Here is a 14,729-nt window from a genome sequence, read left to right as displayed (position 1 = left end):
TATCGGTTCGACAGCCGTCAGACCGGGTCGCGCCAGACAGGGCACGTCATGCAATGGCCGCCACCGCGGCCGCGGCCGAGTTCGGCCCCGCGGATCGTGATGACTTCGACGCCGGCCTTGCGAAGCAGCGTGTTCGTGTAGGTATTGCGGTCGTAGGCGATGACGACGCCGGGTTCGAGCGCGACGACGTTGTTGCCGTCGTCCCACTGTTCACGCTCGGCCTCATAGGCGTTGCCACCGGTCGCGACGGTCCGCAGCTTCTTCAATCCGAGCGCGTCGGCGACGACATCCAGCATCGGCTTCGTCTCCGGATGCACCTCGAAGGTGCCGTCGTCGCCGCGCGGATAGACGCTGTAGCAGCGGATCTGGTCGACGACATCGGCAAAGAGGGTCACCAGATCCCGGTCGCAGAAGCTGAACACGGTATCGAGGTGCATGGCCGCGCGGCTCTTCGGCATCAGGCAGGCGATGACCCGGGTTGCAGCCTTTGCCTTGAACAGCGCCTGCGCCACCTGGCCGACGGCCTGGTAGGTCGTGCGCTCGCCCATGCCGATCAGCACGGCGCCGTTTCCGATCGGCATGACGTCGCCGCCCTCCATCGTCGCGTTGGCGAAGGGTTCATCGGAATCGCCCCACCAGATCTGGAAGTCGCCATCCCTGAACGACGGATGGAACTTGTAGACCGCCCGCTGCAGCAGCGTCTCGGCTCGGCGGGCCGGCCAGAACATCGGATTGACCGTCACTCCGCCATAGATCCAGCACGACGGATCACGCTGGAACAGGGTGTTGGGGATCGGAGGGATGACGAACTCCGGCGCTCCGAGCGCCTCCAGCATCAGATCCTTGCCGCGTATGTCGGGCAGATCGGAGACGGCGATCCCGCCGATCAGGAAGGCTGCCAGTTCCTTCGCCGGCATCTCGTCCAGCCACGGACGCATCGCTTCCGAAACCTGCGTCCCGAGCACATTGGGAATGATGCGGCGGTCTAGGACGAAATCCCTGGCCTCCTTGTCCGGCAGCGTCTCCGCGAGGAGGTCGTGCAGTTCGAGCACTTCCACGCCGCGTTCCTGCATTTTCAGGACGAAATCGTAATGGTCCTTCTGGGCCTCGTGCACCCAGATGACATCGTCGAACAAAAGGTCGTGGCAGTTGCCGGGGGTGAGCCTCTGGTGGGCAAGCGATGGCCGGCAGACCATCACCGTTCTCAGCTTTCCGACTTCCGAATGGACACCGAAATTGCGCATCTGGTCCCTCCAACGAGCAAACTGTCACAATTGGCAATGCGGACCGCGACTAGAGGGGGCTGATTGCTCCCGTCCACATCAGGTAGACGGCGAGCAGGGCCAGCAGACCAATCCCGATCGCAATGAGAAGTTCGGCGCCGACGAATGTCGGCTCGCCATGCTCCCTGCGCGCGCGGGCATAGACGAAGATGCCGGGAACGAAGAGCACAGCGCACATGAGCAGGTAGGTGAGGCCGGCGGCGTAGACGAGCCAGATGCCGTAAAGCGTGGCGATCAACCCGACGATCATGCCGCGCCGTCGCGCCTTGGCATCCGTTCCATAGGTTTCGCCGGTCAGCGCAAGCTTGAGGGCGTAGCCGCCGGAAAACACGTAGGGCGGCAGGATCGCCACGGACGCTATGAAATAGAAGAACTGGTAGGCGCTCTTGGAGAAGAAGCTGAGGATGAGAAACACCTGGATCATCAGATTGGTGGCCCACAGCGCGTTCACAGGCGATCCGTTGGCATTCTCCACCGCGAACCATTTCGGAAAGGTCCCGTCACGCCCGCAGGTATAGGGAATTTCCGCGCACAGGAGCGTCCAGGACAGGAAGGCTCCGCCGACGGAGATCATCAGCCCTAGATTGACCAGCGACGCGCCCCACCGCCCGACGAGCGGCTCCAGTACGCCGGCCATGGAGGGCACTTTCAGGCCTGCCAGTTCGGGTTGCGATAGGATGCCGGTCGACAGGATGGAGACGAGGATGTAGATGCCGAGGGCGCCGAGGAAGCCGATGACTGTCGCCCGTCCGACGTCGGATCGGCGCGCGGCGCGGGCCGAGTAGACGCTGGCGCCCTCTATACCGATGAATACCCACAGCGTCACGAGCATCGTGCTCTTCACCTGATCCATGACGCTGCCGAGGCTGGCGGCTCCGCCTTCCGTCCCGCGGCCCCACAAGTCGAAAGTGAATTTGTCCCAGTTGAAGGCAATGATCGCGATCAGCACAAAGAGCATCAGCGGGACGAGTTTGGCGATTGTCGTGACGATGTTGACGAAGGCGGCCTGCTTGATGCCATTCAGCACAAGTGCATGGATCAGCCAAAGGCAGAGCGAGGCGCCGACGATGGATATCAGGTTGTTGCCATCGCCGAAGGCCGGAAAGAAGAAAGAGAGCGCAGAGAAGATCGCGACCGCGTAGGCCACGTTGCCGAGAAAGGCGCTCAGCCAATATCCCCAGGCGCTGTTGAAGCCGATATACGGACCGAAGCCCGCCTTGGCGTAAGCATAGGGCCCGGCGTTCAGGTCCGGCTTGCGGTTCGCCAGGGACTGGTAGACCAGCGCCAATGTCAACATGCCGATGCCGGTGATGACCCAGCCGATAACAATGGCCCCGGGCGCCGCACCGCGCGACATGTCCGATGGCAAGTTGAAGACGCCGCCGCCGATCATCGATCCGACGACCAGGGCGGTTAACGGCAGCAAGGTCAGCTTGTCCGACGGCTTTTCAGTGGCAATGACCTGATCATGAGTGATAGCCATGATCCCCCCACAACGCCTGGGCGCTACTCGAACCTCGGTATGTGGGAGCACTGTAGCAGACGCGGTGCCTCGGCCTGCGTATCTGAGCGTATCTTACCGGGAGCATACTTGCGTGGGGAGGAACGCAAGCCGTCATGATTGTGTGGCGGCCGGAAACGCGTTAAACGTGCACGCCGCGCACCGCGGCGGCCGGCTATCCGGCGCACATACGGCTTGAACGCTTCATGGTTGCGTGACGTCGCATTCTGGCTTTGGTGAAGGAATCGGCACGGCGCACCTTCGCTCACGTCGTGTGCATGGTCATGCCATGCGAGAACAGCCGCGTGGGGCTGGCGTGGCAGGTGCCGCCAAGCGTCCTTTGCCGCCTCCGACGTAGAAGTCGGTCCGACGGCTCGAATGTGAACTGAGGCGATGCTTGCCGGGCGCGCTTGCTATCGGATGTCTCACGGGCACCATGATTCGCGCTGGCCGGTCCACGGCCGGGCATAGCCACGGGCCACAAGCGCATCGCCAATCGATTTTCCGTCGCGAACGACGATGCGCAGCTTGCGGCCGTACTGGTCCTCGTCGATCGGCTTCCATGCCGCAAGTTCGAAATCACCGGCGTTGAGCAGCAGGCGCAGCGCTTCCTTCGCGTCGCCGCCCAGATTGCGCTCGCGGTCGCATTTGGCTTCCTTCGTCGCCGGAACATAGATGTCCGCCAGCCGGATCTTCACGCCGTGATAGACGAAATTGCCCCCGTCGATGATGCAGTTGTCCTGCTTTATCCCGCAATAGAAAAAGGCCGTTCCGCCCGCGGTCTGGCTGGGCTGCACGGGAATCGGCTGCGGCGGCAAAAGCGGCCTCGTGTCCGGGGTCGGTGCCGGTGGCATCGTGGCTGCAGGCGTCGGCGGGCGCTTCTCGGCCGGTTCGGCGAGCCTTTCGGGCGCGCGTCGCGGCGGTTCTGCCGGCTTCGGCCGCGCGGCCGGCTGCTCGGAGACGCGAACCGTATTGCCTGGCCGAAGCAGGCTCGTCAGGCTGTCCATATTCTCGCGCGCGACGATCGCGGCGACGATTGCAACACCCAGCGCATACCAGGGCCACATGCGCTGGCGCGCGGACGACGGTTTGCGGGTTCCGGACGAGCGGCGTTTTCGCGGTTTTTTGGAGGGCATGTTCTATTCCGGAATCGCTGGCTGATCTGCTGCCGTAAGTACGCCCGCTTCGTCTCCGATGTCAAAGCGGCGCGCGCCGCCACAGGCTTCCGAAGCCGCCGCATGTCAGGCGTATACTTTTCGTTACTTTCCCCGTTCAAACTTTTTTGTTCATCTGGCGTTCAGAAAAGGCCGGTGCGGAGGCCCGCATTGGGATAGTCTGAGTGCCGAAAGGAGGGCCGCCATGATTCGCACCACCCTGTCCGTGACGGTTTTCGTCACGTTCGTCGCCGTCATGTTCGGACTGGCTTTGGTTCCCGAAATGGTAGACCACCACGCCATGTCCAGCCAGGCCGATCAGGTCGCCGTCGTCGAGTAATACAGCAAGGTCCGGGGACGAAACCGTCCTTATATGATTGAAAGGCAGCGGCTTTGCGCGCGCTGCGGGCTATCGAACGATCTAGCTGCTCGATAATTCGAGCTAGATTGTGCAATTCCACTTGGCGCAAACATTGATTGCACCTAAGCTTTTCTTTGTGGCGCCGGCGCCACCTCAGAAAATGCCCCAACCTGTGCCTCCCGGCGCCCCGCACAGCGCCGGGTTCTTCTTGTCTGGTGGCTGTTTCATTTCAACGATGCGAACTCTGGCACATTTCGCGGTTGCAGGAACTTCCACCGTTTCCGGTCGTTGTTAGGCATGAGCGGCAAGAGGGCTTGCCGCCAAACGGACCGAAGGTTGGCAACCCGCAATTCGGTTTGATTTGCGCAGCAGCACTTACCTTGCGGTTGGTTTAAACATCGAAAGGGAGATCACCCATGGCAGAGTTGGATGCCCAGACGCAGCTTCAGAGCCTTCGCGAGGAGATCGACAGGCTGCGAAAGGAGATGTCCGCCCAGGCGAGCGAAGTGGTCGATGAGGCGCGCGACAGGGCCGGCAGGGCGGGCAAGTCCGTGCGTGCCGCCGCACGTCAGGGCGCCGGATATGTGCGCTCCGAGGGGGCGGCTGTGGCAGGCGCTGCCCGGGAACACCCTGCGGCGGTCTCCACGCTCGTTCTTGTCGCCGGCCTTGCCGGCGTCGCCCTCGGATACCTCCTGGCGTCGGCCAGCGAACAGCCGTCGCGCAGCAGCCGCTACTGGCGCTGAGGCAGCTGACTGCTCGTTGCGACGAAGAATAGTCTTCCGGCTCTGCCGGCCGCAGTTTGCGGCCGGCACGCATCAGCGTCGGCGCAAGCCGAACAGATATCCGACGAGTGCGGCGCCAAAGAGCGCCCCGAGCGGATTGGCGGCAACCGCGACGCGCACCTCCTCCCGCACCGAATTGACGCGCGAAACGGCATATTGCCCGGTGTTCTCGGCAATCACGCCTAGGGTTTCGCGCAGCTGCGCCACCTCGCCCTTCAGGATTTCCAGCTGTTCTGTAATTGCCGCCTTCGCGGCCTCCGCATCGGCGTCGGCAGCGTATGCGCCGACAGTATCCTCGACGGATTTGTCCGACTTCTTGGAAGACCCCACAACGCCGAGCGGCGCGCGCCGGCCTGGCTGCTTTTCATCTGCCATTGCAATTCTCCTGGGTGCAGTTCCTTGTCTTGAATGAACTAGAGATACCTGTGTCGGGTTCCCCAAAAAGGCAAATCATTCCGCACGGCGTCTCGTCCGCGGATCGGCGTCTGTTATTAACCCTTTATTAACCAAATCCGCCGATGCTGGGGCAATCAGATCGGCACCGCCTTCTGTCACACGGCTGTAACCGTGAACTCTTAGAAGGGGTGCCATAGACGCCCGGCACGGTGCGTCGCAAAGTTTCGGTTCGTTCTCGCTGACCACGGATGTACTGGCAGCAGACGGATCGCTTCCCGCCACAGGCGGGGATGAGGAAGCGGGGCAAGTCCCCGCTTTTTTCATTTCGCGCGGCAGTGGACCGCGCCATCCGCTTCCGCTACCCATTGCAGATGATAGTGCCGCGCATTCGTTTGCGGCCCCGCTCCATATTCTCCCGTCGCTCGCACCCGCTCCAATGACCGATACCGTAACGAACGTCATTCCCCTTTTCGCGCTCATTCTGCTCGGCTGGGTGCTCGTCAAGACGGGCTATCTGAAGCCCGCCGTCGGCGATGCGCTCGGCGAGTTTGTCTTTCGGGTTGCGGTCCCGGTACTGCTGTTCAGGACGATTGCGGAGGCGACGTTCGAGGGCGGCTCGCCCTGGCGCATCTGGGTGGCATACTTCGGCGGGGTCGCCGTGACCTGGGCGATCGCCCACCTGGTGGCGACGCTCTTCTTTCGGCGCGATCGTCGCTACGGTGTTCTGGCAGGCGTGTCGTCGGCCTTTGCCAACACCGTCTTCATCGGGCTGCCGCTGGTGTCTCGTATCGTGGGCGACGACGGCCTGGTGGCGATCTCCGTTCTGCTGTCGGTGCACCTGCCGGTGATGATGGTTGCCGGCTCGGTGCTGATGGAACTGGCGGAGCGCAAGGAGGGCACACGTCCGGCGCAGAGTGCCACCAGCCTCGTGCTCGGGCTCAGCCGCAGCCTGGTGCGCAACCCGCTGGTGATCGGCCTCGTTTGCGGCGCGTTGTTTCATCTCTTTGGCGTCCCACTGCAAGGGCCGGCCAAGATCGTCGTCGATCAGCTTGCCTCGGTCGCGGCGCCGGCAGCGCTTGTATCGATCGGTATGGCGCTGGTGAAGTACGGCCTTCGCGGCAACGTGGCGCCGGCCATGGTGATGTCGGCCTTCAAGCTCTTCCTGCTGCCCGCCTGCGTCTTCCTTGCCTGCCGCCTCGTCGGTCTGGATCAGAACTGGACGACCGCCATCGTGCTGACGTCGGCCGTTCCGACGGGCGTCAACGCCTGGCTGCTGGCCAATCACTTCAATGTCGGGCACGCGCTGGCGTCGTCGACGATCACGATGTCGACCATGGCGGGCGTCGTCAGCGTCTCGTTCTGGGCGTGGCTTCTCGGGGCGTGATCCGGCCGCGGCAATGCTTTCTCCGCGCGGCGCGCAGGGCGCGCACGGCTGACCGGGTGGCTTTGCCGCTCCAGCAAGCGCGGATATCCGCTGCCCTCGGCAGAGGCCTGAAACGAAAAACCCGGCCATTGGCCGGGTTTCGAAATCGAGTGTCAGGCAGGATCACTGCGCGGCGGGTGCAGGCTCCGCTGCGGGGGTCGCGCCTTCGGCCGGGGTCGCGCCTTCGGCGGCCGGTGCAGCGGCAGCGCCTTCGGCAGAAGGGCTCGGCAGCGGGGCCGGATTGTCGGAAAGCGTACGCAGGTAGGCGATCAGGTTGGCGCGCTCGTCGTCCTTCTTCAGGCCGGCGAAGCCCATCGCGGTTCCGGCGATGTACTTCTTCGGTGCCGCCAGGAAGTGGTTGAGGTGGTCGAAGTCCCAGACCTGCTTGCCGCCCTCGGCAAACGTCTTCATGGCCGCCGAGTAGCTGAAGCCTTCATGCGCGGCGATCGGGCGGTTCACGATGTCCCAGAGATCGGGGCCGACCTTGTTCGGTCCGCCCTTCTCTCCGCTATGACAGGCCTGACACTTCTTGAAGGCCGTTTCGCCGGCCGAGGCGTCGGCCGATGCGAGCAGGGTTGCGATCGGCGTCGCTGCGGCCTCGGCTCCACCCTCCGCGCCGCCCTCGGTAGTCCCTTCCGTTGCGACGATCGTGAACCCTTCCTTCTCGGGGGCAGCCGAATGGAAAATGCCCTCCGAGGCGATCGACACCGACATCAGCACGAAAATAGTGCCAAGCAGGGCGCCCACGCCCATGTTGATATAAGGGTTCATCCTCAGCTCCCACGAAGCGGCACTATTATGCCGATAGTCTTGAATTTGCGCGGAACCTATGTCTTTTGCTGCTTCGTTGCAACAGTCATTGTGCGCCCGGCACTGAGACGTTTTGACACTTTTTGCGCGATATCTGAAGGGCTACGCATGAATTCTTCGAGTTTCGACGAGACGCTTGTCCTGATCCCGGCCCGCATGGCCTCCACCCGCCTTCCGGGCAAGCCGCTGGCCGACATTTGCGGAGCGCCGATGATCGTGCAGGTGGCAAGGCGCGCCGCCGAATCCGGTACCGGCCGCGTGGTGGTCGCAGTCGACCACCAGGAGACCTTCGACGCGGTGGCGGCGGCAGGCTTCGAAGTGGTCATGACCAAGGTCGAGCACCAGTCCGGCTCCGACCGGATCCACGAAGCGCTGCTGAAGTGCGACCCGGACGGTCGGGCCAAGGTGATCATAAACGTGCAGGGTGACCTTCCGACCATCGATCCGGCGACGATCCGCGCCGCGCTGAACCCGCTTTCCGATCCGGCGACGGACGTTGCGACGCTGACGACCGAGATCACCGATGCGGAGGAAAAGACGAACCCGAACGTGGTCAAGGTCGTAGGCTCGCCTATCGGCCAGAACCGGTTGCGCGCGCTTTACTTCACCCGCGCCACCGCCCCGCACGGCAATGGGCCGCTCTACCATCATATCGGCCTCTATGCCTATCGGCGCAAGGCGCTGGAGATGTTCGTCTCGCTGCCGCCTTCGACCCTCGAAAAGCGCGAGTCCCTCGAGCAGTTGCGTGCGCTCGAGGCCGGCCTTCGCATCGACGCCGAGATCGTTGACACCGTTCCGCTCGGTGTCGATACTCCCGCCGATCTCGAAAAGGCCCGCAGGCTGCTTGCGGCCGCGCCCCTCTGATGGACCGTCCCATGATACAGAAGAACAACAAGATCGCCTTCCAGGGCGAGTTTGGCGCGAATTCCGACATGGCCTGCCGGGACATGTTTCCGCAGATGGAGCCGCTGCCCTGCCAGACCTTCGAGGAAGCCTTCCTCGCGGTCGAAAACGGCGATGCCGATCTCGCCATGATCCCCATCGAGAACACGCTCGCGGGGCGGGTCGCCGACATCCATCATCTCCTGCCGGAATCGCGGCTGCACATCGTCGGCGAGTATTTCATGCCGATCCGCTTCCAGCTGATGGTGCTGCCGGGCGTGACGAAGGATGAGGTCCGCACGGTGCACAGCCACATCCACGCGCTCGGCCAGTGCCGGCGGATCGTGCGCATGAACGGCTGGAAGCCGGTGATCGCAGGCGACACGGCGGGCGCGGCAAAGCTCGTTGCCGAAAAGGGGGACCGCAGCATGGCGGCGCTCGCGCCCCGACTGGCCGCCGATCTCTACGGTCTGGAGATCATCGCGGAGAACGTCGAGGATTCCGAAAGCAACGTCACCCGCTTCGTCGTGCTTGCGCGCGAGGCCGACGTTCCGGCGCGTACCAAGTCCGACGAGGTGATCGTCACGACCTTCGTCTTCAACGTGCGCAACATTCCTGCAGCACTCTACAAGGCGCTGGGCGGCTTTGCCACCAACGGCATCAACATGACGAAGCTGGAAAGCTACCAGATCGGCGGCAAGTTCTTTGCCACGCAGTTCTATGCCGATATCGAGGGGCATCCGGACGACGCCAACCTGCGGCGCGCGCTGGAGGAGCTGCGGTTCTTCTCGGAGAAGGTTCGCATCCTCGGCAGCTACCGCGCCCATCCGATGCGCCTCAGCATGTGAGGCGTGCCCGGCTCGTTCAATCGGGCCGTTTCGGGGCAGTTCAGGCGGGCCAGTCCAGCCAGTCGCGCATCAGCCGGTGCGCGATCGCGCCCTTCGGCGGTGAGGTGGTTGCGCCGGTCACGGGATCGGTGCTTGCGGTTCGCGCCAGCATAGCGGCTGTTTCCTCCCGCGAGAACCAGCGGCAATCCTCCAGTTCCTGCTCGTCACGATGAATGTCGAAGGATTTCGCTTCGCCGTAGCAGCCGATCATCAGCGAGTGCGGCATCGGCCAGGGCTGGGAGGCGTGGTAGCGCACGCGGCCGAGGCGGATGCCGGATTCCTCCAGCGTCTCACGCCGCACGGCATGCTCGATCGTCTCCCCCGGCTCGACGAAACCGGCGAGGCACGAATACATCCCCTCAGGAAAATGCGGCGAACGGCCGAGCAGGCAGCGATCACGCTCGAGATCGATCGCCAGCATGATGACGACCGGATCCGTGCGCGGGAAGGTCTGGTGCCCGCAGGCGTTGCATACCCGTCGATAGCCGCCGATCTCCATGCGGGTCGGTGAACCGCATTTGCCGCAGAAGCGGCTGTTGCCGTTCCAGGTCAGGAGCGCCGAGGCTTGCGCGAATTGTCCCAACAGGTCGTCGTCCAGCATCTGCTGGCGGTAGAGCGTACGGCCGTCGGAGGCCCTCAACGGCTCATGGAGCGTATCGGGGTCTGCACGGACCGGAACGGCCAGCCGCGGCTCACCGTTCTTCAGGTAGCCAAGCAGGATCGTCTCGTCGACGATCGGATCGAGCCCGGCCAGCTCGTACGGCGCAAAGAGCGGATCGATGATCTTCTCGTCGTGTTTGACGACAAGCTTTCCGCCGGCAAACGCAAATGCGTGCACGCCTTCGGTCTGGAGTGCGCGCGCTATGCAATCTTCCGCGCGGTACTCCGAGCGCCGGTCGAGGCTGTTCTCGGCAAAGGCGACCATGGTGCTGGGTTCGGCGTGCGGCAGGTGCAGGTCGAAGATCGTGGATTTCATGAGTTCAAATGTTCCAGCAGTGTCTTGGTGAACGTGACCTTCTTTTCGCCTGTCCAGCTTTCGGCGGCACCAAAGCCCCAGACCGGACCGGGCCAGTTCGGGTCGCCCTCGCTGCGGGCAATCACATGGACGTGGAGTTGGCGGACGATGTTGCCGAGCGCTCCGATATTGATCTTGGTGGCGCCGGTTGCCCGCTTCAGCGCATCCGCCACCAGGTTGATCTCGAAGGTCAGCATCGTCTGGTCGAGCGGGGTGAGGTCGAAGATCTCGCAGGCATCGGCGCGCTGGGGCACGAGAACGAGCCAGGGCCAGCGGGCATCCTTCATCAGGCGCAGCTCGCAAAGTCCGATCTGGGTCAGAAGCTCGCTGTCTCGAACAAGCCGCTCGTCCACCTCGAATGCGTTCAAATCCGTCGCTCCCGTCTTCGCGCTCCGCCCCACTGAGTCATGCCACGCCTTCGCCCCCGCACCAATAGTTTTTTGGCAGGCCGGCTTGCATTCTGGTCCAATATTGCCGATATGGAGGTCGGGAGGTTGGTGGTGGACGAGCCACTCGCCAACCGGGTCAGGTCCGGAAGGAAGCAGCCCTAACGAGCCCCGGCACGGGTCATCGTGCCAGCCTCCCACCCAACGTCCTGTCCTGTCGGGACGCTATTTTCAAGCGATGCGGCAGGGGCGATGAGCGACGACACTCCACTTCCGTCAGGTGAGAAACCCGCCGCATACCGGGTTCTGGCGCGCAAGTACCGTCCCAAGGATTTTACGGACCTGATGGTCGGCCAGGAGCCGATGGTCCGCACGTTGACCAACGCCTTCGAGACCGGCCGCATCGCGCAGGCCTACATGCTGACGGGCGTTCGCGGGGTCGGCAAGACGACGACCGCCCGCATCCTTGCCCGCGCGCTGAACTACAAGACCGCCGAGATCGACCGTCCCACCATCGACCTGAAGTTGCCGGGCGAGCATTGCCAGGCGATCATGGAAGGCCGGCATGTCGATGTGATCGAGATGGATGCCGCCTCGCACACCGGCATCGACGACATCCGCGAGATCATCGAGCAGGTGCGCTACCGCCCGGTCTCGGCGCGCTACAAGGTCTACATCATCGACGAAGTGCACATGCTCTCGACGCAGGCCTTCAACGGCCTGCTGAAGACGCTCGAGGAACCGCCGGAGCATGTGAAATTCATCTTCGCCACGACGGAAATCCGTAAGGTGCCGATTACGGTGCTGTCGCGCTGCCAGCGCTTCGACCTGCGCCGCATCGCCGCCACCGATCTCGTCGGACTTTTCTCCACCATCCTCGGAAAGGAAGGCGTGCAGGCCGAGTCCGATGCGCTCGCCATGATCGCGCGTGCCGCCGAAGGCTCCGCGCGTGACGGCCTGTCGCTGCTCGACCAGGCGATCGCCCATGGCGGCGGCGTCGTCGAGGCGGCTGCGGTGCGTTCGATGCTGGGCCTTGCCGACCGCGCCCGTATCGTCGATCTCTTCACGCATGTGATCCGTGGCGACGTCGCAGCCGCCCTTGCCGAGTTCTCCGCGCAGTACGAGGCCGGTGCCAGCCCGCCGGTCGTGCTCACGGACCTTGCCGATTTCACCCACCTTGTAACGCGGATGAAATATGTGCCCGACGCGGCAACCGATCAGTCGCTGAGCGAGATCGAGCGCGTGCGCGGCGCCGAGTTGGCGCAGACCGTTGCGATCACCGCCCTGTCGCGCATCTGGCAGATGCTGCTGAAGGGGATACCGGAGACGGAATCCTCGAGCCGTCCCGCTGGCGCGGCAGAAATGGTGCTGATCCGGCTGGCGCACGCCGCCCACCTTCCTTCGCCGGAAGATGCCGCGCGGCGCCTTGCCGAGCTGGCCAACGGCGGCGGCAACGGAAATGGCCAGCGCCCGTCGTCCGGGCCGGCCTATTCCGGCGCCGCGCCCGCGCCGACGTCCGTTTCCGCAGTCGCGCGCAGTCCCGAGCAGCCGAGCATGCGCTCCGGTGGCGGGGCGACGATGCTGCGGGCGGTGCCGGCCGGCGACCAGCAGCCGCAGGCGACGATCCAGCCCGCTCCGCAACCGGCGGAGGCAGCGCCCGCGCCGAAGGTGCCGGTCGCCTCGCTTGAGGATATTTCCGAGCTCTGCACGAAGAACCGCGACATCCGCCTTCGGGCGCTACTTCGCAATTTCGTCCGGCCGGTGAAGTTCGAGCCGGGACGCGCCGAGATCGGCCTTGCCGACGATGCGCCGAAGTCTCTGGTGGGCGATCTGCAGCGTCGCCTGGAGGAATGGACGGGCATCCGCTGGATGGTCATCGTTTCGCGCGAGGCCGGCGGCCTGACGCTTGCCGAAGCCGAAGCCAAGGCGCAAGAGGCGCGCGTCGCCGACGCGCGACAGGACCCGGACGTCGCAGCCATCCTGCAGCGTTTCCCGGGCGCCAAGATCACCGACGTGCGGATCAAGCCGCCGGAAGTCGAGAACGAGACGGTCGAGGTTGCCGCAGCGGCCGAGTCTGCCGAGGGCGACATCCTGCCCGGCGACGACATCGAATTTTGATGCATCTCACAGAGAAGAACGGAAGGAGCGACCGATGCGCGACATCATGGGCATGATGGGCAAGGTCAAGGAAATGCAGGCCAAGATGGAGAAGGTGCAGGAAGAAATCGCTGCGCTCTCCGTCGATGGCACGTCCGGCGGAGGTCTGGTCACCGTCACGCTGGACGGCAAGGGCAATCTGCACGGGCTGAAGATCGATCCCTCGCTGTTCAAGGAAGACGACGTCGAGATCCTCGAAGACCTGATCGTCGCCGCTCACAAGGACGCCAAGGACAAGGCCGAGGCGCTAGCTGCGGAAAAGACCAAGGCGCTGACCGCAGGCCTGCCGATCCCGCCGGGCTTCAAGCTGCCGTTCTGATCGCCACCGAAAGGCGGCTCGCGTTTCGCCAGTCACAGGCGCTGCTGCCGCGCAGGCGTGGCCGCGCTGATCGCTTCCGTTGATCAGCCGGTCAGCGCGGCGCGCAGCTTGTCGCTGATGGGCGTCGCCAGATAGCGCGCGCGATCGGCGTCGGACAGGTTCCTGCCGTAGGTGCGCAGCAGTTCCGGCATGGTGACGGCCGGGCCTTGGAACGGTGCATATGTTGTCTCGTCCCCGGCTTGGATGACGCCGTCACGCAGTACGCGGCAATAAAAGCCCGGTCGGGCTGCATCCATGAAGCGCCTGGCGAAACCGGGATCGCCCATGCGCACGGCGAGTGTCGCGCAGGGAACGCGCGTCGAAGTCACCTCCATGAGCGCGCTTTCTGTCTCGAACCGGTCGCCGACGCAGATGCTGCGACTGTCGATGGCCTCGATGACGACATTCTCGCCGAACGTGCCGGGGTGAATGGTGCGGCCGAGTTCGGCCGACCACCAGTCCAGGTCGATTGAACCGAGGCCGTAGATCGCCTGTTCCGGACCGCCGTGATGCCTGCGGTTGCAGATCGTATCCCCGATCAGCCCCTCCCGGTCGACCATGATCGGCGCGTCGGACGGCGCCTTGAAAATGCCGGACTTATAGCTCTTTCCCGGTACCGGGCGGGCGACGCCGGTGCATACGGCAAGGATCTTCATCGATTGTTCCCTGTGTGCGGCATGGATTCCGTTTCTTGAGGATATGGGATAGAAACCGGCCATGGCAAAACGAGTCACCGGACCCGAAATCGAAAAACTCATCCAGCTGCTGGCAAAGGTGCCGGGGCTCGGACCGCGTTCCGCGCGCCGCGCCGCGCTGCATCTGGTCAAGAAGAAGGATCAACTGCTCGGCCCGTTGGCAGACGCCATGGGCGAGGCGCATCGCAAGGTTCGGATCTGTTCCTGCTGCGGCAATGTCGACACCGTCGATCCCTGCACGGTCTGCACCGACGAGCGCCGCGACCGCTCGGTCATCATCGTCGTCGAGGACGTTTCCGACCTCTGGGCGCTTGAGCGCGCCGGCGCGATGAACGCCGCCTATCATGTGCTCGGTGGCACGCTGTCTCCGCTGGACGGCGTCGGCCCCGACGATCTCAATATCCGCGGTCTGATCAACCGGGTGTCGGAAGGCGGCGTGCGCGAGCTGATCATCGCCGTCAACGCCACCGTCGAGGGCCAGACCACCGCGCACTACATCACCGACCAGCTGCAGGGGCTGGACGTCAAGATCACCCGCCTTGCCCATGGCGTGCCTGTCGGCGGCGAGCTGGACTATCTCGACGAAGGTACGCTGACGGCAGCGCTCAGGGCGCGCACGACGATTTGACCGAAGGAGCG

General features: G+C 64.0%; 16 protein-coding genes and 1 other RNA gene. 9 read left to right on the top strand and 8 right to left on the bottom strand.

The window, feature by feature from the left end:
- Nucleotides 1-17: 17 nt before the first annotated feature.
- The 3 genes from arcA to HV823_RS15680 all read right to left on the bottom strand — a co-directional run bounded on the left by arcA (nucleotide 18) and on the right by HV823_RS15680 (nucleotide 3,920).
- A complete protein-coding gene (arcA, locus tag HV823_RS15690) occupies nucleotides 18-1,244 on the bottom strand; it encodes an arginine deiminase (protein WP_176950673.1) in 1,227 nt (408 codons plus the stop codon).
- Between the two features lie 49 nt (nucleotides 1,245-1,293).
- On the bottom strand, nucleotides 1,294-2,766 hold the full coding sequence (gene arcD / locus HV823_RS15685) for an arginine-ornithine antiporter (protein WP_210270815.1): 1,473 nt from the start codon (nucleotides 2,764-2,766) through the stop codon (nucleotides 1,294-1,296).
- Between the two features lie 443 nt (nucleotides 2,767-3,209).
- The gene (locus tag HV823_RS15680; protein ID WP_176950672.1) at nucleotides 3,210-3,920 is read right to left on the bottom strand and encodes a thermonuclease family protein; all 711 of its coding nucleotides are present in this window, start codon (nucleotides 3,918-3,920) and stop codon (nucleotides 3,210-3,212) included.
- Between the two features lie 223 nt (nucleotides 3,921-4,143).
- Between HV823_RS15680 and HV823_RS27055 the strand changes: the two genes are divergently transcribed.
- Both HV823_RS27055 and HV823_RS15675 read left to right on the top strand, forming a co-directional pair.
- A complete protein-coding gene (locus HV823_RS27055; RefSeq protein ID WP_281374095.1) occupies nucleotides 4,144-4,278 on the top strand; it encodes a hypothetical protein in 135 nt (44 codons plus the stop codon).
- A 437-nt stretch (nucleotides 4,279-4,715) separates the two neighbouring features.
- A complete protein-coding gene (locus tag HV823_RS15675; RefSeq protein WP_176950671.1) occupies nucleotides 4,716-5,042 on the top strand; it encodes a hypothetical protein in 327 nt (108 codons plus the stop codon).
- A 72-nt stretch (nucleotides 5,043-5,114) separates the two neighbouring features.
- Here HV823_RS15675 and HV823_RS15670 read toward each other — a convergent pair whose 3' ends face one another.
- Nucleotides 5,115-5,456, bottom strand: a complete 342-nt coding sequence (locus HV823_RS15670) for a hypothetical protein (RefSeq protein ID WP_176950670.1) — start codon at nucleotides 5,454-5,456, stop codon at nucleotides 5,115-5,117.
- Between the two features lie 457 nt (nucleotides 5,457-5,913).
- Between HV823_RS15670 and HV823_RS15665 the strand changes: the two genes are divergently transcribed.
- Nucleotides 5,914-6,861, top strand: a complete 948-nt coding sequence (locus HV823_RS15665) for an AEC family transporter (RefSeq protein WP_176950669.1) — start codon at nucleotides 5,914-5,916, stop codon at nucleotides 6,859-6,861.
- Nucleotides 6,862-7,023: 162 nt separating this feature from the next.
- On the opposite strand, the gene HV823_RS15660 is transcribed toward HV823_RS15665, so the two are convergent.
- The gene (locus HV823_RS15660) at nucleotides 7,024-7,671 is read right to left on the bottom strand and encodes a c-type cytochrome (RefSeq protein WP_176950668.1); all 648 of its coding nucleotides are present in this window, start codon (nucleotides 7,669-7,671) and stop codon (nucleotides 7,024-7,026) included.
- 147 nt (nucleotides 7,672-7,818) lie between these two features.
- On the opposite strand from HV823_RS15660, the gene HV823_RS15655 reads away from it, so the two are divergent.
- Together HV823_RS15655 and HV823_RS15650 are read left to right on the top strand one after the other, a co-directional pair.
- Nucleotides 7,819-8,574, top strand: a complete 756-nt coding sequence (locus HV823_RS15655) for a 3-deoxy-manno-octulosonate cytidylyltransferase (protein WP_176950667.1) — start codon at nucleotides 7,819-7,821, stop codon at nucleotides 8,572-8,574.
- An 11-nt stretch (nucleotides 8,575-8,585) separates the two neighbouring features.
- On the top strand, nucleotides 8,586-9,440 hold the full coding sequence (locus HV823_RS15650; protein ID WP_176950666.1) for a prephenate dehydratase: 855 nt from the start codon (nucleotides 8,586-8,588) through the stop codon (nucleotides 9,438-9,440).
- A 40-nt stretch (nucleotides 9,441-9,480) separates the two neighbouring features.
- Here HV823_RS15650 and nudC read toward each other — a convergent pair whose 3' ends face one another.
- Together nudC and HV823_RS15640 are read right to left on the bottom strand one after the other, a co-directional pair.
- Nucleotides 9,481-10,455, bottom strand: coding sequence for an NAD(+) diphosphatase (nudC, locus tag HV823_RS15645; protein WP_176950665.1), 975 nt, complete (start codon nucleotides 10,453-10,455; stop codon nucleotides 9,481-9,483).
- Nucleotides 10,452-10,862, bottom strand: a complete 411-nt coding sequence (locus HV823_RS15640; protein ID WP_176950664.1) for an HIT domain-containing protein — start codon at nucleotides 10,860-10,862, stop codon at nucleotides 10,452-10,454. Before HV823_RS15640 ends, nudC begins: the two co-directional genes overlap by 4 nt.
- Before the next feature lie 121 nt (nucleotides 10,863-10,983).
- On the opposite strand from HV823_RS15640, the gene ffs reads away from it, so the two are divergent.
- The 3 genes from ffs (at nucleotide 10,984) to HV823_RS15625 (ending at nucleotide 13,356) form a co-directional block, all read left to right on the top strand.
- Nucleotides 10,984-11,081: signal recognition particle sRNA small type (ffs, locus tag HV823_RS15635), an RNA gene on the top strand.
- A gap of 51 nt (nucleotides 11,082-11,132) precedes the next feature.
- On the top strand, nucleotides 11,133-12,998 hold the full coding sequence (locus HV823_RS15630; protein ID WP_176950663.1) for a DNA polymerase III subunit gamma/tau: 1,866 nt from the start codon (nucleotides 11,133-11,135) through the stop codon (nucleotides 12,996-12,998).
- A gap of 34 nt (nucleotides 12,999-13,032) precedes the next feature.
- Entirely contained in the window at nucleotides 13,033-13,356 is a 324-nt protein-coding gene (locus HV823_RS15625; protein WP_176950662.1) for a YbaB/EbfC family nucleoid-associated protein, read from the top strand.
- A gap of 83 nt (nucleotides 13,357-13,439) precedes the next feature.
- Here HV823_RS15625 and HV823_RS15620 read toward each other — a convergent pair whose 3' ends face one another.
- A complete protein-coding gene (locus HV823_RS15620; protein WP_176950661.1) occupies nucleotides 13,440-14,051 on the bottom strand; it encodes an MOSC domain-containing protein in 612 nt (203 codons plus the stop codon).
- Nucleotides 14,052-14,112: 61 nt separating this feature from the next.
- Between HV823_RS15620 and recR the strand changes: the two genes are divergently transcribed.
- Nucleotides 14,113-14,718: a recombination mediator RecR gene (gene recR / locus HV823_RS15615; RefSeq protein WP_176950660.1), complete on the top strand. Its 606-nt coding sequence runs from the start codon at nucleotides 14,113-14,115 to the stop codon at nucleotides 14,716-14,718.
- The last annotated feature ends 11 nt before the right edge of the window (nucleotides 14,719-14,729 follow it).

Source organism: Mycoplana rhizolycopersici (assembly GCF_013378445.1).
GTDB classification, from domain to species: Bacteria; Pseudomonadota; Alphaproteobacteria; order Rhizobiales; family Rhizobiaceae; genus Mycoplana; species Mycoplana rhizolycopersici.
The sequence above is the reverse complement of the archived record's forward strand: the minus strand, read 5'-3'. Positions and strand labels throughout refer to the sequence as shown.